Annotated in this window: 12 protein-coding genes; all 12 read right to left on the bottom strand. The window is 59.6% G+C overall.

The genetic code is table 11. The annotated features are described in order from the left end of the window. Positions 1-33: 33 nt before the first annotated feature. The gene (locus ACM6IN_RS12205; RefSeq protein WP_093439633.1) at positions 34-771 is read right to left on the bottom strand and encodes a cephalosporin hydroxylase family protein; all 738 of its coding nucleotides are present in this window, start codon (positions 769-771) and stop codon (positions 34-36) included. A gap of 17 nt (positions 772-788) precedes the next feature. After that, complete coding sequence (locus ACM6IN_RS12200) at positions 789-1859, bottom strand: class I SAM-dependent methyltransferase (RefSeq protein WP_414916119.1); 1071 nt, start codon at positions 1857-1859, stop codon at positions 789-791. After that, on the bottom strand, positions 1856-2707 hold the full coding sequence (locus ACM6IN_RS12195) for an NAD-dependent epimerase/dehydratase family protein (RefSeq protein ID WP_414916118.1): 852 nt from the start codon (positions 2705-2707) through the stop codon (positions 1856-1858). The genes ACM6IN_RS12200 and ACM6IN_RS12195 overlap by 4 nt, the downstream gene beginning before the upstream one ends. Beyond that, positions 2704-3930, bottom strand: a complete 1227-nt coding sequence (locus ACM6IN_RS12190) for a methyltransferase domain-containing protein (protein WP_414916117.1) — start codon at positions 3928-3930, stop codon at positions 2704-2706. The genes ACM6IN_RS12195 and ACM6IN_RS12190 overlap by 4 nt, the downstream gene beginning before the upstream one ends. Next, positions 3927-4487: a dTDP-4-dehydrorhamnose 3,5-epimerase family protein gene (locus ACM6IN_RS12185; protein WP_095114162.1), complete on the bottom strand. Its 561-nt coding sequence runs from the start codon at positions 4485-4487 to the stop codon at positions 3927-3929. Before ACM6IN_RS12185 ends, ACM6IN_RS12190 begins: the two co-directional genes overlap by 4 nt. Next, the gene (gene rfbG, locus ACM6IN_RS12180) at positions 4484-5566 is read right to left on the bottom strand and encodes a CDP-glucose 4,6-dehydratase (RefSeq protein ID WP_007920090.1); all 1083 of its coding nucleotides are present in this window, start codon (positions 5564-5566) and stop codon (positions 4484-4486) included. The genes ACM6IN_RS12185 and rfbG overlap by 4 nt, the downstream gene beginning before the upstream one ends. Continuing rightward, entirely contained in the window at positions 5548-6321 is a 774-nt protein-coding gene (gene rfbF, locus ACM6IN_RS12175) for a glucose-1-phosphate cytidylyltransferase (RefSeq protein ID WP_007920097.1), read from the bottom strand. The genes rfbG and rfbF overlap by 19 nt, the downstream gene beginning before the upstream one ends. A gap of 780 nt (positions 6322-7101) precedes the next feature. Then, positions 7102-9090, bottom strand: coding sequence for a calcium-binding protein (locus ACM6IN_RS12170; protein ID WP_414916116.1), 1989 nt, complete (start codon positions 9088-9090; stop codon positions 7102-7104). Positions 9091-9360: 270 nt separating this feature from the next. Continuing rightward, on the bottom strand, positions 9361-12381 hold the full coding sequence (locus tag ACM6IN_RS12165; RefSeq protein WP_414916115.1) for a beta strand repeat-containing protein: 3021 nt from the start codon (positions 12379-12381) through the stop codon (positions 9361-9363). Positions 12382-12608: 227 nt separating this feature from the next. Then, on the bottom strand, positions 12609-16202 hold the full coding sequence (locus ACM6IN_RS12160) for a glycosyltransferase (protein ID WP_007920102.1): 3594 nt from the start codon (positions 16200-16202) through the stop codon (positions 12609-12611). Positions 16203-16310: 108 nt separating this feature from the next. After that, complete coding sequence (locus ACM6IN_RS12155; RefSeq protein ID WP_095114164.1) at positions 16311-17879, bottom strand: flagellar hook-associated protein 3; 1569 nt, start codon at positions 17877-17879, stop codon at positions 16311-16313. A gap of 13 nt (positions 17880-17892) precedes the next feature. Next, positions 17893-19938: a flagellar hook-associated protein FlgK gene (gene flgK, locus ACM6IN_RS12150; RefSeq protein WP_007920110.1), complete on the bottom strand. Its 2046-nt coding sequence runs from the start codon at positions 19936-19938 to the stop codon at positions 17893-17895. Positions 19939-19940 lie beyond the last annotated feature (2 nt).

Raw genomic sequence — 19940 nt, 5'->3', positions numbered from 1 at the left:
CTCGCCGAGATAACGCTTTGGTGATGTTGCGAATTAACGGACGCGACGCAGATAGCCGTCCGGCGCCACGGTGATCAGCAGCTTGTTTTGCAACTGCTGGTCGATCTCGAAATCCTGGTTCTCTTCCAGGTATTTCCACACCGCGGTTTTCGGGTTGTCGCCCGGGCCCCATGGACGATCCGGGAAGAAATCGGCCGGCATGTCTTCAACCACGGTGTCCATGACCACGCAGTAGCTGTCGACCGACACCAGCGGTGCGTACAGACGCAGCTCTTCCAGTACGTGATCGTGGGTGTGGTTGGAGTCGAGCACCAGAATGACTTTCTTGCCTTTGGCCGCAGCCTGCACCTGGGCGGCAATGCCGGCGTCGATGCTCGAACCTTCGATCATCTTGATGCGCTTGGCCATCGGGTGGCTTTCGATCGCTTCGCGGTTGTGCGGGCGAATGTCGAGGTCGATGCCCAGCACTTCGCCGTGGCCTTGCAGCTCCAGCAACGAGGCGTAGTAGATGATCGAACCGCCGTGGGCGATGCCGCACTCGATGACCAGATCCGGTTTGACCTGCCAGATGATCTCCTGCATGGCCATCATGTCTTGTGGCAGCTGGATGATCGGACGGCCCATCCACGAGAAGTGGTAGCTGTACTTGTGCTTGGCCGATTCGTTGAAGAAATCGCGGGCCAGGCCGGTGAGTTTCTGGTCGTCACCCTGCTGGGCAATCTGTTCCCGGCACTCGGCTTCGAAGGCTTGGTTGATGCTGTTGTCGGTCATTTTAATAATCTCAAGGGTCACTGAAACGAAGCGCTGTCGACGGCGTGATAGACGTAGCGTCCACCGGTCATCCGCTTGATCTCTTCGAGGTAATTGGAATTCATCACAAACAGGTTGGCGCCTTCGGGCAACGCGTCCATCGCCTCTTGCGGCGAGGACACCCGCGCGCCGCTCAACGGCAGATAACGCCCCTGCTTGGCCGGGTTGATATCCACCACACGGTCCACCGCGACACCGGCACGTTGCAGGAACAGCGAATAGATCACGCCTTTGGACGAAGCGCCCCAGATCGCCGAACCCTGCTCGGGGGCGGACTGAATGATCTGCACGGCGCGATCGAGGCTGGCGGTGAAACCGTCAGGCAGGCTCAGGCGCGGCACCGGTTGATCCGGAGTCAGGCGCAAGGTCGACAGGTCGGCGACGATGTACAGGTATTGGCCACCGAACAGGTGACCGGCCTCGTGCACCGTGCCAAACAGCCGGCGCAGGTCATCGAGGCGGAAATAATTGACGTGTTCGTAGAACAGGTCGAACCAGGCTTTGTGCTCAAGAATCCAGTCGAAGCACGGCACTTCGATGTAGATCTGCCCGCCCTGATTGGCATTGGCGATTTCGGCGAGAAAGCTCAGCGGATCCTGAATATGCTCCAGCACATGGCGCAGGACGATGGCGTCTGCCGCCAGCCCGAGACCACGGGTGAACGGCGCCTTGATCACGTCGGCGTTTTCGCCTTCGTACGCCGGGTCGATGCCGGTGATCGCATAACCGAGGCCCTTGAGCAGCTCAAGGAAATAGCCTTTGCCGCAGCCGACTTCGATCAGTTCCTGACCCTTGAAGTGCTTGGCGATGATGCCTTCGACGTCACTCAAATGCTTCTGGAACTGGCCGGAATGCGCCTGCTCGTTCTGATAATCGGCGTCGTAGCTGAGTTTGTCAGCGTCGAACGCGGCGTTGAAGATCAGACCGCTGCGCTCGTCCTGCACCAACAGCATGTCGGCACTGGCCGAGGCCTGCGCCGACGCGGGATCGGCAAAGGTGCGGTTCTGCAGCACCGGTAGGTCAGTAACCCGATACAACTCGTGCCTCATTGCGGCTCTCCCAGTAACTGTTGCAAACGCTCGGTCACCGCCCAGAACGCCAGCGGTTCGTGGGTTGGGTATGGGTAGTGGCCGAGGTTCAGATGCAGCGACACGTCGCGTTCGCGCAGGCGTTGTTCGACCAACGCGCGCACGGACACCGGTTGGCCGCTGGCGCAATTGATCACGCCGTTGAAGTCGGTTTTTTGCAGGATCGCGGCGAGGTAGCCGGCAGCGCGTTCAATCGGCAGAAAATCGCGCAACTGCTCACCGGCGGACATGTTGAACGACGCCTCACCGGCATCGATCGCCCGGTCCAGCGCGGCCAACAGACTGTTGGGGTTTTGCCCTTCGCCATGCAGATAGAACAGGCGCGCCCACTGCAAAGTGAACGGCAACTCCTGCTGCAGGTTTTGCAGAAACAGGTGCAGCGTGTGCTTGGCCAGACCGTAAGGATTGCTCGGCTTCGGCTCGGTGTTTTCACTGAGTGGGCCGCTTTGCAGGCCGTATTCGAAACAGGTGCCGGTGACCAGCACCTGCTGCACGCCCGCCTCGACCGCGCTTTTGATAAAGCGGTAATCGGCCATCAGGTTGTGTTCGAAATGGAACAGCGCCCGGTAGTTCGGCAAGCCCGGCCAGGCCAGATGCGCCAGTGCATCGATACCCGCGGTCAACGCGTGGATATCGAGATCGGCGGCGTGAATATCCGCTGCGATGAACTCGACGTCGTTGATCCACGGCATGCCTTGCGCCGTTTCTGGGTTGCGCGCCACGGCGCGGATTTCACAACCACGCGCCAGCAATGCGGCAACCAGATGCCGGCCGACAAAGCCTGTGGCTCCGGTGACCAGAACCTTCACAGCACTTTCAACTCAGGCACGGCGATCACGAAGCGGCCGTCCCACCGACGCACTTGCGCCAGTTGCTGACTGACTTCGTGCAGCAGGTTCCACGGCAGCACCAGCACGTAATCCGGTTTTTCGAGATCAATCTGCGCCGGCGCCACAATCGGAATGCGGCTACCCGGCAGGAACTTGCCCTGCTTGTGCGGATTGGCATCGGCGACCCAGGCCAGCAGGTCCGGTTTGACCCCGGCGTAATTGAGCAAGGTGTTGCCTTTGGCCGCCGCGCCATAACCGACCACACGTTTACCGTCAGCCTTGGCCTGCAACAGGAAACGCAGCAGTTCATGCTTGATGCGTTCAGCGGCGGGCGCGAGGGTCGCGTAGTACTCGGCGGTTTTCACCCCGGCATCCAGTTCGGCTTGCAACTGTTGTTGCACCGCCGCTTGTACCGCGCGGCGCTCGCCGTCCTTGCGCTGGACGAATACACGCAACGAACCGCCATGGGTGGTTAGTTGGCTGACGTCGAACACTTCCATGCCATTGCGCTCGCACAGGGTCTGCACGGCGGTCAGCGACAAGTAGGAATAGTGTTCGTGATACAGCGTGTCGAACTGCGCGCCGGCCATCAGTGTCAGCAGTTGCGGGAATTCGAAAGTGGCCACACCAGTCGGCTTGAGTAGCGTCGCGAAACCGCCGAGGAAATCATTGATGTCCGGCACATGCGCGAGCACGTTGTTGGCCGCCATCAGATCGGCGCCCCAGCCTTCGGCTTGCAACTGCGCAGCAGTCTCACGACCGAAGAACAGTTCACGAATTTCCAGGCCTTTTTCCCGAGCCGCTTGCGCGGTGCTGCGCGTCGGCTCGACGCCCAGACACGGAATGCCCCGGCCCGCCACGTATTGCAGCAGGTAACCATCGTTGGCGGCGACTTCCACCACACGACTGTCGGCAGTCAGGCCAAAGCGCTCGACCATCTCGGCGACATAGCGCTCGGCATGAGCCAGCCAGGTGCTGGAGAACGAACTGAAGTAAGCGTACTCAGCATCGAACAGGCTATCGGCACTGGTGTAATCCTCGGTCTGTACCAGCCAGCATTGCTGGCACACGGCGACCTTCAACGGCACCCATTGCTCGGCCTGTTCCAGGCGATCGGCGTGCACGTAGGCGTTGGACGGTGGCGAGGTGCCGAGGTCGATCAGCGGCAGGCTCAGCGGTGCGGCGCACCCACGGCAGTTCATAGACGCACTCCAGCAAAGTGTTGATCGAGCGCGGGATGGCTGGAATCACGCGCTGACAAATTATTGACAGGCAACGGCCAGGCAATCGCCAGCCGTGGATCGTTCACCGACAGACCGCCCTCGTGCTCCGGCGCGTAATCGGCGCTGTGCAGGTAAAGCAGTTCGGCGTCCTCGGTCAGGGTCTGGAAACCGTGGGCGAAGCCGGCCGGGATCAACAGACTGCGACCGTCGCCAGCCTTGAGGTGCTCGGCGTGCCAGTGCAGAAACGTTTCGGAGTCAGGACGCAGATCCACCGCAACGTCCCACACTTCACCGCGCAGACAGGTGATCAATTTGGCTTCCGGCGCATTGGCATTCTGATAATGCAGACCGCGCACACTGCCCTTTTCACGGGTGCAGGAATGGTTGATCTGACGGATATGGAACTCAGCGCCGAACGCACTCAGGCTGCCTTCGCAAAACAGCCGAGCGAAGTGCCCCCGCTGGTCTTCGAAACGTTTGTGCTGAACGCTGAACAACCCGGCCAGCGGCAACGCCTTCAGGGAAAACTCGCTCACAGCGCGCCTCGGTACAGGTTCAATTGGCCGAGGGTGACGCTGCGCATGTCATCGCCGTTCTGCCACGCCAGGTGCCAGTCGAGGGTCTGCGTCAGGCACTGCTGCAAGGTCCAGCGCGGCTGCCAGCCGAGTACCTGGCGGGCGCGGCTGCTGTCCAGACGCAGCAGGCCGGCCTCGTGCAGTTCGCTTTTCTCGATGCGCAAACCGCGCGCCTGCGGCCAGCGGCTGGCAAGCAATTCAACCACTTCGCCGACGCTGCACATGTCCGCTTCGCCCGGGCCAAAGTTCCACGCCCCGGCGTATTCCGGGCCTTGTTCGTAGAGGCCGGCGGCCAGTTGCAGGTAACCGGCCAGCGGCTCCAGCGCGTGCTGCCACGGGCGTACGGCTTGCGGATAGCGCAGGGTCACCGGTTCGTCGGCGGTCCACGCTTTGAGCACGTCGGGAATCAGTCGCTCAGGAGCGAAGTCACCGCCGCCCAAGACGTTGCCGGCACGCGCCGTGGCCAGGGCCAGACCGTGTTCGGCGTATTTGTCCGCCGGGAAAAACGACGCGGCATAAGACTGTGCGAGCAATTCACAGCAAGCCTTGCTGCTGCTGTAAGGATCGTGGCCACCGAGGGCTTCGTCTTCGCGGTACGGCCACAGCCATTCCTTGTTGGCGTAGACCTTGTCGGTGGTGACCAGCACGCAAGCACGCACGCAACCGACCTGACGAATCGCTTCGAGCAGGTTCAACGTGCCCATCACGTTGCTGGAGTAAGTACCGAGCGGATCACGATAGCCTTCGCGCACCAGCGGCTGAGCGGCCAGGTGCAGCACGATCTCCGGCTCGGTGTCGGCGATGATTTCCAGCAAGGCGCCGAGATCACGCAGATCACCGCGCTGATCGTTGATGCCTTCGTGCACGCGCGCCAGTTCAAAAAGGCTCGGCTCGGTCGAAGGATCAAGGGAGAAACCGCTGACTTGCGCGCCGAGGCTTTGCAGCCACAGGGTCAGCCAACTGCCTTTGAAACCGGTATGTCCGGTGACGAGAACGCGTTTGCCGCGCCAGAAATCCGCACTCAGGCCCATTGCTTCCATGGGGCCTCCCCGCTCTGCCACAGCGCTTCGAGATGGTTCTTGTCGCGCAGGGTGTCCATCGGGTGCCAGAAGCCTTCGTGCTCAAAGGCTTTCAACTGTTCGTCGGCCGCCAGACGCGCCAGCGGCTCGGCTTCCCAAGTGGTAGCGTCATCGGCGATGTACGGCAGCACTTTTGGCGAGAGCACGAAGAAGCCACCGTTGATCCAGCCACCGTCACCACGAGGTTTTTCGGTAAAGCCCAGCACTTGATCGCCTTGACGCTCAAGCGCGCCGTAACGACCCGGCGGTTGCACAGCGGTGACGGTCGCCAGACGACCGTGAGCTTGGTGGTAATCCACAAGCTGAGCGATGTTGATATCGGAAACGCCGTCGCCATAGGTGAAGCAGAACGCCTCTTCATCCTGCAGATAACGGCCGGCCCGCAGCAGCCGGCCACCGGTCATGGTCTCCTCACCGGTGTCGATCAGGGTGACGCTCCACGGTTCGCTGTAATTCTGGTGCACGTCCATGCGATTTTCGCGCATGTTGAAGGTGACGTCGGAGGTGTGCAGGAAGTAGTTGGCGAAGAAGTCCTTGATCGCATAGCCCTTGTAGCCGAGGCAGATCACGAAGTCATGAATCCCGTGGGCGGAATACTGCTTCATGATGTGCCAGAGAATTGGCTTGCCGCCGATCTCGATCATCGGCTTGGGCTTGAGGTGCGACTCTTCACTGATGCGCGTGCCGAGGCCACCCGCCAAAATAACTGCCTTCATCGTCTCCCCTCTTGTTCTTCACCGGGCTGCGCGCCGCTTTCTTGAGCTTTGCGGGCCTTCTGGCTAAACCTTTTGCCGATCCGTGCGCCGCTGGAGTGACCGCGAGCGCTCGTTTTATGGCGATTTACAGGGGACTTGCAGGAAACGCGCCAGCTCCACAAGCCCCTCACCCTAACCCTCTCCCAAAGGGAGAGGGGACTGACCGTTGTGTTTGGGCGAGGTACGCCGACGTGCGATACCGAGTCGAACTCAGGCTTTGAAATGCACACAAACCGGCCTCCTCGACCACCGGGAGAGGGCTGGGGCAGCGGGAAAACCCACCACAAATCAAAAGCCGAACACCCGAGCTCCTCACCACTCAATAGGCCGAGTGTCAGCTCGCCTGCTCTTGATCTTGATCCACGGGCGACGTCGGAAGGCTGAGTGGAGGGATTGATCCGGGCGTGGGAGCGCAGCGACCGTTTGGCGCAGCCAAACACAGCGAGAGGAGGTGCAGCGAAGCAAACCGTAGGCGCTGCGCCCGGATCGATCCCGCAGCGAAGGAACCCCGAGCCCCAGCGAGCGGGCCGCACGTAGGAGCAAGCCTTTTGGGTTACCTTTTCGGCGTTTGGAAAAGGTGACCCGCCGTAAGGGCGGAACCCTGATCAGCAACACCCGCAGCAACGGATACACACCCCCCCAAGAGCATGGTCGGCCCAAAGGCCGCCAAGCCCCAGACAAAAAAAGGGATGAACCCAAAGATTCATCCCTTTCCACAAGCCAGATCAACAATGCAGACGATTACCCAAACATGGCAAACCCATCACCACTAACCGGCACCTCAAAAGCCTGACCATCGGCAGTCTGAAGGTGCTCGATGTTGTTGAACCCGGCGTACCAGCCCGCCAGTTTCACGCCGTTGTCCGGCACACCAGTGCTACCGTCATTGGCACTGTGCAAATAAGCGTCATCACCGATGCGGGTAACGTTCAACTGGCTGGCGTTGGCGATCGTGTTGAGGATCAGGGTGTCGTTCAGATCCCAGCCCTCATCCTGGATCGTCACCAGGCCGGTGGTGTTGACCACGTAGGTGTCATCGCCCTGGCCGCCATAGGCACTGCCGCCGGAGGTCGACTGACCGGCCAGATTGAGGATCAGCAGGTCGTCGCCTTCGTCTCCTGTCAACGTGTAGTGGCTACCAGTGCCGGTGATCACGTCAATGCCTTGACCGCCATGGGCGAGGCCACGGCCGAGCGTAATGATGTCATTGCCCTCATCGCCGCTGACCCACGTGAACAGATCGTCGCGCGCAGCAACGATGACATCATCACCCGCACCACCGGACAAGCTGTCGGACTGCCCCGCAACGTCGAGACCTGAAGCCAGACCGCCGTAGATGTGATCGTTGCCATCGCCACCCTGAATCTGGTCGTCGCCCGCGCCGCCTTCAAGAATGTTATCGCCCCAGTCGCCCTCAAGAACGTCATTGAACTGGCTACCACGCAAGCCTTCGATATCGATGTAAACATCGTGGAACGCAATACCACTCTGCACGCCCCATTTCAGCGAAGCGCTCAAGCCTTCGCTACTGTCGTCATAGCTGACGATGTCGATACCAGCGCCACCCTCAAAGTTATCGGCACCCGCACCGCCCAACAGCACATCATTGCCGGCGCCGGAGACGATGGTGTTGTTCTCGTCATTGCCGTAGCCAACGAAGTCAGCGCTGCCGGTATAGGTCAGGTTTTCAACGAACGCACTCAGTCTCAACTCGGACAGGCTGGTGTACACGCGATCGGTCCCCCCCATGTAGCCTTCGATTTCCTCGACGGTCACACCGGTGCTGTTGATTGTGTAGACATCGTCACCGCCACCGCCAGCGACGACCACACCACTGGTGTTCACGGTGAAGTGGTCGGCATCGGTGGAACCAATAACCTCTTCCACATTAATCAGCGTGTCGCCCGCCGCGTTGACACCGCCGCCGATCAAAATGTTGACCGGATCGAAAGCGTAGCGATAACTCACGGTGTCATGGCCGTCACTACCGTCGATGCTCATAAAGTCTTTGTGACGATAAATCACATCATCGAAGCCCGAACCCTGCAGCGCTTCAATGCCGGTGAAGGTGTCACCGTAGGCAATGGTCAGCCCGTCAAAGTTGGCAAAGTCTTCGACTCTCACGCCTTCAAGACTGTCGCTATAGCTGACCGTATCGTAGCCATCACCACCAACGAAGTGATCGGCACCATCCCCACCCCACAGCCAGTCGTTACCGGCACCGCCAATGATTTCGTTGTCACTGGCATTGCCGTAAGCCTTGAAATCGCCGGTGCCGGTGAAGGTCAGCTTTTCAATGAACGGGTCCATCTTGAGGGTGTTGAGGCTGGTGCGCAGTTCGTCATAACCCGCATTGTCTTCCTCGACAATTGCCACACCCTCACTGTCGACGATGTACAGATCATCCCCGACGCTACCCTCGAACGTCACACCGCCGACCGAACTGGTAAACGTATCGTTGTGGAACGTACCGAAGACTTTCTCGACACCGATGAGGGTGTCGACCTTGCCTTCAGCCCCTGCGACAGTCGTGGCATCTTTGCCGAACTCGACACTGACACCCGACGACATCGCGTAATAGGTCGCCGTGTCGAACCCTTCTCCGCCATCCAGCACATCAGAACCTGCACTGCCGATCAGTACATCATCCGACTCCAGTCCATAGAGTTCGTCATTATCGTCGGAGCCCAAGAGGACATCCGCTTCACTCGTTCCATTCACTACTGACATTTGCGTCTTCCTTGCGTTGTTGTTGAAAGCGGTTCTGTCGGCAGAGAGAGACCGTTCAAGCGTGCAATCCCTGCCGGATGAGTAAACGAATAAAGAGGTATCGACTGCAAAAACCCAAACCTTGAGCCTGCACACGAGAAAGTGTCGACGGGTGTGTAAGAAGGTTTCTCCAGAGACAAGAAAGGGCGAACCCGGAGATCGGGTTCGCCCTCAGCAGTATTGCCTACACCCTCAATCCCGTTGCGGGAGCGATGGTGTTCGATTCAGCGATCAGCCAAACATGGCAAACGCGTCACTGTTGGCCGGCAGGTTGATGACTTCTCCGTTGGCCGTCTGGATTTGCTCGATGGTATCGGAACCGGCGAACCAGTCTTTGAGCCGCACACCCTCCTGTGGAGTGTCACCCACGTTGAAACTCAATCGGTGCAGATAAAGATCATCGCCGACACGATCGATCTGCAATTCAGAGCTTTTGATGTACGACAACACTAGCTTATCGCCATGACTTACACCGTCATCCTGGATCGTCACCAGTCCCGGCGTGCCGATCGTGTAAATGTCGTCACCTTCACCACCATTGGCAAAACCGCTGGATTTGAGCACCAGTTGATCATCCCCGGCACCGCCAAACAGAGCAAAGCCCAGACCTGTTCCTGTGAGCAAATCGTTGCCCTCACCGCCATCGGCCATGCCGGAATTCACTGTAATAACATCACTGCCCGCCTCGCCGTAAGCCCGGCTGCCGGTGTCATTGGCGGCAGTCAGGAGGGTGTCGTTACCATTTCCGCCATACAACGTGTCAGCCTGCGCACCGGTATCGGCTCCTGGATTGGTAAGAGGGCCGATCAAAGACGCCAGACCGCCGTAGATGTAGTCTGCCCCGTCACCGCCATAAATAACGTCGCTCCCGGCATAGCCTTCGAGAAAATCAACGGCTGAAGTCCCCGTCAATGTGTCGTTGTATTGGCTGCCGATGACTCGTTCGATGTTGAGCAGGACGTCTCCTTGCGCATCCCCGCCCTGATTGATGTTGGTTTGCAGATTAACCGTCACGCCAGCCGTGCTGTTGGCGTACCAGGCAACGTCATGCCCTTCGCGCCCGTCAATCCGGTCGGCGCCCGCACCGCCGATCAAGTTGTCGCCAGAAGCCGTTCCGGACAAGGTGTCGTCAAAGCTGCTGCCTTGGAAAAACTGGATCGAGGCGTAGGTATCGCCAGCCGCATCGCCGGCATTGATACCGGTTTTCAGATCAATGGTGATAGCACCGTCAGAGTGTTCGTAGCTGACCATATTGAAGCCACCCAAACCATCGAAAGTGGTGGCCGTATCGGCGCCGATGAAAACGTCATTGATTGCTGTGCCTCTGAAAGCCTCGATACCGACGTAAGTATCTCCAGCAGCAATACCGGAATTGATCCCTGTTTTCAGGTCGATGCTGACGCCCACCGCACTGTCGTTGTAACTGACGGTATCGATACCCGCGCCGCCGATAAACAGGTCGGCACCTGCACCACCGTAAAACAGATCATTGCCCGATCCGCCAGTGATGATGTTATCGCTGGCGTTCCCCCAGCCAATGAATGCTCCGGAGCCGGTGTAGGTGAGGCGCTCGACATTGGCGCTCAGGTAGATCTGGCCGAAGTTGCTGCGCACTTCGTCATAGCCGCCACCTGCCTGTTCGATGACCGTACCGCCGGCACCATTGATGACATAAACGTCATCGCCGCCCCCCCCTTCAAACGTTGCAGTGGCACCGTCGACATTGAATGTGTCGTTGAGCGCCGTGCCGATGACCTTCTCGATATTGAACAGGGTATCGCCCTGAGCATCACCGCCGATGCCGGCACGACCCGCTCCCCCGCTGCGGATATCGACGTTGATGGACTCGGCAGATGTCGAGTAGTCAACCACATCACCGGTTCCACCACCGCCATCAAACGCAAACACTCGGCTGTCGGCAATGAACGTGTCATTGGCGCCCGAACCCTTGATTGCCTCAATGCTCGTGTAGGTATCACCCGCGCCGATTCCGGAGTTCACTCCAGTCTTGAGGTTGAGCGTCACGCCCACCGGACTGTCGGTGTAATCAACGGTGTCCATGCCCGCACCGCCGATGAACTGGTCTGCACCGCCACCGCCGAGCAATATATCGTTGCCGATGCCACCCGTGATGATGTTGTCACTGGCGTTACCGTAACCGGTGAATGCCGTTGTACCGGTGTAGGTCAGTCGTTCGACGTCGGCGGCCAGCGATTGAATATCGTAGTTGGTACGCACTTCATCGTTGCCGCCACCCGCCTGCTCGATCACTGTGGTGACGCGAGTGCCATTGATGATGTACACATCATCGCCGGCACCGCCTTCCAGGGTGAACGTACCGCCATTGACACTGAGCGTGTCGTTGAATGCCGTACCGATGACTTTTTCGATACCGGTCAGCGTATCGCCCTGAGCATCGCCACCGATGCCGGCACGACCTGTTCCTGCAGAAACCAGATCAACAGTGATCGCTGCGGACGATGTCGAGTAATCGACCACATCGCCAGTTCCGCCACTGCCATCAAAAGCGAACACCCGACTGTCGGCAATGAACGTGTCATTCGCGCCCGACCCTTTGATCACCTCGATGCCAGCGTAAGTATCTCCCGCCGCGATCCCGGAATTGACCCCGGTTTTCAGGTTGATGCTGACACCCACGGTGCTATCACCATAACTGGCGGTGTCGATACCGGCGCCGCCTATAAACTGATCGGCACCCGCACCGCCATACAACAAGTCGTTACCAACGCCACCTGTGAGGATGTTATCGCTGGCATTGCCCCAGCCAATGAAATCCCCCGTACTGGTATACGTCAGGCGTTCGACGTTAGCGCTCAGATAGATCTGACCAAAACTGGAGCGCACTTCATCATCGCCGCCCCCCGCTTGCTCGATCACCGTACCGCCATTGTTGAGGATGTAAACATCATTCCCTGCGCCGCCCTCAAAGGTGGCGCCACCCTTTTGCGCGGTGAATGTGTCGTTGAACGCCGTGCCGATAACCTTCTCGATGTTGGTCAGGGTATCGCCTTGAGCGTCGCCCCCCGTACCGGCCAGACCCGAGAGGTCAACGTTGATCGCTTGCGCAGACGCCGAGTAATCCACCACGTCAGCGGTCCCGTCACCGCCATCAATCTTGTCCGCACCGGCACTGCCCTTAATCAGATCATTACCGGCCAGACCGTTGATCTCGTCATCCCCACTGGTACCCGTCAGCGTATCCGCGCCGTTTGTTCCGTTAATAACCGCCATTAGTTCTTCCTTGCCTTGTTGTGAACCGGTACCGGCATGCGCGGCGATCAACATCCTCGCGGCAAGCGCTCTAAACCCACGAATGTGTTGATATCGACTGCAAAGACGCGAAGCTTGAGCGTCGGCAAAAATTTGTATCGAAACTGGTGCAAAGACGATTTTCAGAAGCAAAAAAAAACAGGTGACTATAAAAGTCGCCTGTTTTTTTCAGATCACGCCTGGCTCGATCAATCGGCCAGCCAGCCGTATTCCCAGTAGCGCAGGTTATCGCCGCGCAACACGTAATCGCGCAGCACCACCTCACGCAATTCATCGCCCATGCGATAACTGGCATCCGGATCCGCCAGGTGCATGCGGATCGCTTGCAGCCATTCATCCGTGGAGTTGGTCTTGATCCGCGTGCACGGCAAGTAACCGCGATAGGCCTCGGTGTCGGTGCAGATCACCGGGTAACCGCAGGCGCCGTATTCCAGCAGCCGCAAGTTGCTCTTGCAGTCGTTGAAGATATGGAATTCCAGCGGCGCCAACGCGAGATCGAGGTTGAGGCTGGCCAGTTTCGCCGGGTACACGTCCAGGCCGATGACGCCATGGAACTCATGCATGTACGGCCGCAGATCATCCGGGCACATGCCGAAAAATACCCAGTCGACTTCATTGGCCAGTTCACGAACAACCTCGGCGATCACCGCCAGATCACCGTGGTGACTGGTGCCGCCGCCCCAGCCGACCCGCGGTTTCTTCGAGGTCCGACGCTGGCTGCGCAGGTGGCCCCACAAGTCCTTGGCCAACATGTTAGGGACGACACGAATGTCGTGGTGCATGTCCGACAGCACGTTGGCCAGCGGCGCGGTGGATACGACCGCGCGATCACACAGCCCGATGGCACGCCGCACCATACGCTCCATGTCCTGCTTGCTCGGCATATTACGGATGTGCGCATTGCGGTGGGGAACATCAATGACGTAGTCGTCGAGTTCGAAGATCCGTCGAGCGTTGAAGTACTTTTTCAACGGTGGGATTTCATCGATGGCGTGCTCCGAGTAGCGCCCTTGCAGAACGATCACATCAGGTGACTGACGTTCGATATCGATGATCGACGGCAAACCGTAGCAAATGCGCCCTTCTGCCCGATTGGCCGCTTCCAGCTCGATCATCGGCTGGCTCATGCGGTAATGGCCGATGGCTGAAGCGTTGATCGGCACCACCAGCAGATTGGGCAGCTGTGCCTTGGAGAACGCACTCCAACCGGTGCGCAGGCCAGGCTCCAGACTGAAGTTGGTGGCGCCCACGCCCTGCAACGTCAGGTTGACGTTGTAGGCCGGATCGCGCGCCACGAGCGGCAGCCAGCGCTGGTAAAACGTCTCCCTCTCCTCGGTGTGCTGCGCTTCTTCCTCAGGCGTCGCCATTGCACTTGGCCGTGCCCCCACGGCCAGCACCGCATGAGGGTTGAGCACCACCAGATAACCGTCACGGCCAACACGCAGACACAGATCGACGACATTGAGCGTTTGCTTGAGGTCCTGCTCGTCCAGCCCGCCGACCGCTTCGTACACCGACCGGCGAATCATCAGGCAATCACCGCCGACGGCACTCAGGTCATGCACTGCTTGCAGGCGGTGCATGTACCCTTCCGACTGCATCGGCTGGCCATAGAACGGCAACCCGACCGGCCCGTTCAAGCCAAGAATCAGACCCGCGTGCAGCACGCCACCGTCCGGGTTGAACAGCTTGGCGCCGACCACCCCGACCTCCGGTCGTTGCGCATGATTGAGCAGTTCGTCGAGCCAATCGCTCTGGGTGATTACCGCGAAGGCATTGAGCATCAGCACATACTCACCGCGCGCCTGGCCGACGGCAAAGTTGTGCACCGCTGCCGCATTGCCCTTTTGCAGGTAGCTCAGCACACGTATCCGCTCGCTGCCCATTTGCGCCATACCGTCCAGCCACGCCAGCGCTTCGGCGCTTTCGCTGCCGTTGTCGACCAAGAGCAATTCGTACTCGGTGTAGGCAGTCTTTTCCAGCAGGGTCTCGACGCAGCGCTGCAACGCGGCGGTCTGGTCCTGCGTGACAATGACCACCGACACCAGCGGGCGCCGGGCATGGTGATAGTCGACACGATTGAGCAGCCCGCTATTACCGACACGGACTTCATGAGCGATGCCAAGGCGTTGCAGATGCGCTTCGAGGATTCGCGGACTTTGCTCGACGACGCCGGGATTGATAAGCCATTGCGACAGGTCGTATTTCGACTCCAGCAGCACTTCAGCAATGTGCCCGACGACTTGCAGGCCATCACTTTCAACCATGCGCCACAGCACATCGTGGGGCGCCAGTTCGGCGAACGTCGAGGTAAAACCGCCAAGGGCCAGAAACCGTTCGCGCTGGAATGCCAAGGCGCGCCCGACGTAGGGATAGCTACGCATGAGATCAAGGTTGAAATCAGGTTTGAACGCAGGCTCTGCCGACTCGCCATCGCGCAGGCTGCCTTCGTCGCTGTACAGGCATGTCAACGAGCTTGCGTGCGCAATGCGATCGGCCATCACCAACAACGCTGGCACCACCGGGCAGTCACCTGGCTGCAGCAGATAAAACCAGTCGGCGCCTTCCAGTTGCGGCAGCAGAGCGTTGATCTGCTCCAGGCCGTCCCCCTGCAACGGCATGTGGAACACCCGACCGTCCAGCTTCGCTTCGCTGCAAACCGTGGACAGCACCAGCACCAGCTCCGGCGGATAATCCTGAGCGGCGAGCGCATCAAGCGTACGTTCCAGACCATCGCGGCTGCCTTGCCCATCAATGATGATCGGCACGATGCGCGGCTGATGCGACCAGCCGGCGAGGGTTTCCGGCAGCCATTTGCGCTGTGCCGCGGTCAGCACCCGACACGCCAGCCACTGCGCATAGAGTTCGCCGAAACTGAAGCTGTCGACACCGACCCCCAATTCCTGACGGCTCTGCTTGGAACCCAGGGTACGGCTCAGCGGCAGTTCTTCCCAGACCCGAGGTGTCTCGTCGGCCTTGGTCAATTGCACATAGCGCACCCATCCCGGCGCCGGCGCCGACTCTCCGCTGCGGACCTTGAGCATTTGCGAGATCCACTCGCGCTCGATCTCCGCCGCGTCTTTCATCGGTTGCTGCGCGCTCAGACGCTCGGGGTAAAGTCGTTCGGCACTCAGCACATTGTTGGAGACCACCAGGTTGCCGCGCCGCAGCAGGCAGACATACAAAGCAAAATCCAGGGTCGCGACGAAGCAGGCTCCATCCTCGGTAAGGGCCGGCAGCAGTTCGGCGACATCGGCGCGCCGGAACATTGCGCTGCTGAAACCGCCGAGCACGTTGACTGGAAATTTTTCGAAGATGCTTAGTACGTCGTCGCCTTTGAGCAAGCCACTGGCCGGCGATAACGAGCTGTTTTCCAGACGTGCGGGCAGGATGATGTCGTTGGCATCCCACAGCAACCGTTGCGCGACCACCAGACTGACTTCTTCGCGCTGCATCTCATGGGCTTGCTGTTCGATACAGGCCGAATACAGCAGATCATCGTCACACAGGAATTTGATGAACTCGCCCCGGGCTTGCTCAAGGCAGGCCTTCAGGTTACCAACCAGGCCCAGCGTTCGTGAGTTGCGCACGTAACGCACTGCAAACCCGGTCTGCTCTGTCACCTGCGTAACGATGTCTTCGATCTCGTGGCCACGATTGTCATCGCATACGATGATTTCAAGATTGGCGTAATTCTGGCTGACGGCGCTGTTCAGCGTCCGCTCGAAAAAGCGCGGATTGAAGGCGGGAATAACGAGGCTGACAAGAGGAAGTGAATTCACGGCGGGCTCACAGGCGGTACGAGCCCGCTCGGAAAAGCGAGCCCTTGATACCGCTAAAAAACATGACTGAGGGACAAGGCAAACGGGCGCTTACACGCCCGTTGAGGATCAGATCTTGTTGAACAGACCCAACTGGCTGATCTTGCTGAACGCAAGCTGCGAAGCTTGCAGCATGGTCTGCTGCAGGGTCAAACGAGTCATCACTTCAGCCGGATCCGAATCGCGAATGGAGCCTTGAGTGGTGGTGTTCGCGGTGCTCAGGCTGTCATTGGTGACGGCCTGCATATCCAGCGCCTGACCACGTGCTCCAATCTCGGTCACCGCGGCGCCGATTTGATTGTTGGCCGCGTCGATGTTGCCGAGGCCCGCTTCCATTGCGCCCTGGAATTTCTGCTTGGCCACCGGATCCCCATCGATCGGAGTGTTCAACGCCGTGATCATCTGGCCCAGGGTGTCGAGCACGTTCTGGGTCTGGTGGTCGTTCGGCTGGATCGAAAACTGATCACCGGCAGCCGGGGCAGCGCCCAGTGCGAACGTGACGCCCGCCGCGGTAGCATTGTTACCCACGATAGTGCCTGAGGACACGGGTTTGCTGTCGGCAGTGACCGGCGCTGCGTACAGATCGAAGGCGGTGGCGCTGGTGAACTTGAGGACGGCGCCGCCCTGCGGGAATGCCGCGGTGTAGGCGGCCTGGTCGGTGATGCTGGAGCCGGTGATCACGGCGGTCGACGGGTTACCCGGGCTGCGCGTGGTGGTGAACGAGTCCGGCGCGGTCGACAACTGGAAGCTGTGGCCAGCTATCACCGCGTCCGGGTTGGTGTCGCCGGTCTTCAAGTTGATATTCAACTTCATGTCGACGCCACGGAAGCTCACCGTCTGGTTGGCGCCGCTGCTGTTGCTGACCAGACCGTTCTGGCTCGCTTCAGCGGTCACGTCATTGCCCAGGGCATCAGTGATTTTCAGCTGGGTGCTGCTGAGGAAGCTGACGGTGTACGGCTGGCCGGCAGTGAACTTGGAATCATAGGTGGCGGCAGTGCCGACCGTACCGTTGGACAGCACAACGCGGCCGTCATCCACGGCCGGAGCAGTCATGGTGACGTTGGTGCGCGCGGTATTGATGGTCTGCTGGAAAGCGGCCCAACCGGTGGTGTTGGTGCCAACAGTCATGCCGTCGCCGATGCCCAGATTGATCGTGGTCTGGTCACCGTTGTAGGAGTAGGTGCCATCGGCGTTCTGCGAGTACGGCGCGGTATCGGTTTTCGAACCGGAGAACAGGTAATTGCCGCTGGCATCCTTGGAGTTCATCAGGCCCAGCACTTGTTGCTGGATCTGGCCCAGCTCCGACGCGTAAGCCTGGCGGTCCTTGTCGGTGGCCGTGCCGTTGTTGGCCGCCAGGGCAAGTTCCTTGGCGCGTGCCAATGCGGTGGTGATGGAGTCCAGTGTCGACTCCTGCACGGTCAACGAACTTTTGGTGGTGTCGACGTTGGTCTTGTACTGATCGAGCATCGCGGCCTGCTGGCCCAACTGCAGCAAACGCCCGGCACCGATCGGATCATCGGCCGCTGTGTTGATGCGCTGCAGGCTGCTCGCCTCGCTGGCGGTGGCGACAGCCTTGTTGAAGTTACGCTGATAGTCCGACGCTTGCGTGCCGTAATACTGGGCGGTGGAAATGCGCATGAATTACGACTCCTTAAAGGCTGTTGATCAGCGTGGCGAAAGTTTCCTGCGCAGCTTTGATGATCTGCGAAGACGCTGTGTAGTACTGCTGATATTTGACCAGGTTGCCGGTTTCTTCATCCAGGTTGACCCCGGACAGCGAATCGCGGGCGCCTTTGGCGTTGTCCAGAATCGCCGTGGTGGCGGCGCTGTCAGACTTGCCTTGAGCGGTCTTGGTGCCGACGTTGGTCACCAGCTTGTTGTAAGCGTCAGTCAGGCTGATGCCTTTGCTGGCGGAACCGGTATCGACGGTCTGCGCAGTTTGCAGGGCGACCAGCGATTGCGCGTTGCGGTTGTCCGAGGACGCCGCACCGGTGAGGTTCATGGTGAAGGTTTCGCCAGGCTTCGGCGTGCCGCCAACGGTGGTCTGTACGGAGAAGGTTTTCTGTACGTTCGGCGTAACGCTGGTGTCCAGCACCGGGTTGCCGCTGGCATCGACGATGCCGACTTTAAGTTCCAGCGCGTTCGATTGACCGGGAACGATAGTGCCGCTGCTGATGAGGCCGCCCTTGGCATCCACAAAAGTGTAAGACTGGCTGCCCCCGGAGACCGCACCGAACACCAGTTTCACCGGCGTCGAATTCTTCAGCGCCGCCTGCATGTCAGCCTGAGAAGTCGGGTTGTAAATATCGATCTTGCTGTTGAGCGTCGGCTGGGTGAAGGTGCCCAGACCGCTGGCGCTGGCCACACCGGTCAACGGACCGGCCGCAGCGATTTTCTTCGGATCGGTGAGCACCGTCTGGATGCTCGCGGCCGCATTGCGGGTCGGGGTGATTTTGAAGCTGTCACCGGCGCTCAATGCCCCACCCTTGAGGGCGAGGGTGAATCCGTCGATCACTGGCGGCGGATTGGTTGTGGTGCTGAAGGCGCCCATGTCGGTGCCGTCGGAACGCTTGACGGTGTAGTCCGTGGCGCTGGTGAACGTCACTTGGTAATCGCTGGTGGTCAGCTTGCCGGTGTCCTTGATGGTGACATCGAGGTTTCCGGAACCGGTGCTGTTGCCCGACTGCGCGATGCTGCGCGAACTGATCAGCGCGGCACTGTTGATGTTGTTGAAAATCGCCGCACCGAAGTCACCGTTCTTGTCGATGCCTTGCGCTTGCTGGCTGTTGACCTGATCAGCGATCACCAGCGCCACTCGGCCCAGTTCGTTGAGCGACGGGTCGAGGACTTCTTTGCGGTAAGTCAGCAGGCCACCGATTTCGCCACCGCTCATCGCCGAGGTGATGTCGATGGTGCTCGAACCGCGATCCATCTGGATGGCCATGCGCGACGGGTCGTCTTTGCTTGCGACCATGCTCAGCGTGTTGGTGGTGTTGCCGATCACCAACGGCTGACCGCTGCCGATGTAGACATCGAAACTGGTGCCACGCTCGACGATCTGTGCACCGGTCAGTTCGGAGAGCTGGCGTACGGCTTCGTTGCGGCTGTCGAGCAGATCGTTCGGCGCACCACCGCTGGTGGAGATCTCGCCGATCTTCTGGTTCAGGTTGGCAATCGAGGTGGCCAGCTTGTTCACCTGGGCCGTCATGTCACCCAGGCTGCCGTTGAGGGTGGTGTTCTGATCGTTGAGCTGTTTGGCAATGGTGTTGAAACGACTGGTCAGCGCCTGCGCACCGGTCAGCACCGATTGACGGGAAGTGTCATCGGTCGCCGAGGTCGAAACGCCCTGCATCGTGGTAAAGAATTTTTGCAGCACGCCGGTCAGGCCGGTGTTGGTGTCCGACAACATGGAGTCCAGCGGCGTGGCCTGGGCCAGAAACGCGGCCGATTCGCTGTCGAGCGAAGTAGCAGTGTGCAGTTGGCTTTCCAAGTACGAGTTGTACACCCGGCGCACGTCAGCCAGGGTGGTGCCCGTACCGATGAACACGGTGCCGTACTGCTGCGAGGATTTGGTGCCCTGCACGGTTTGCTGACGTGAATAACCGGCGGTGTCGACGTTGGCAATGTTGTTGCCTGTCGTAGCCAAAGAGGACTGGCTGGCCGACAGTCCCGACATCCCGATATTGAGCAAACTCATGG

This window comes from Pseudomonas sp. IT-P395 (assembly GCF_949767675.1).
Classification (GTDB): domain Bacteria; phylum Pseudomonadota; class Gammaproteobacteria; order Pseudomonadales; family Pseudomonadaceae; genus Aquipseudomonas.
Note: the sequence above shows the minus strand (reverse complement) of the source record. Positions and strands in the feature narration are given on the sequence as shown.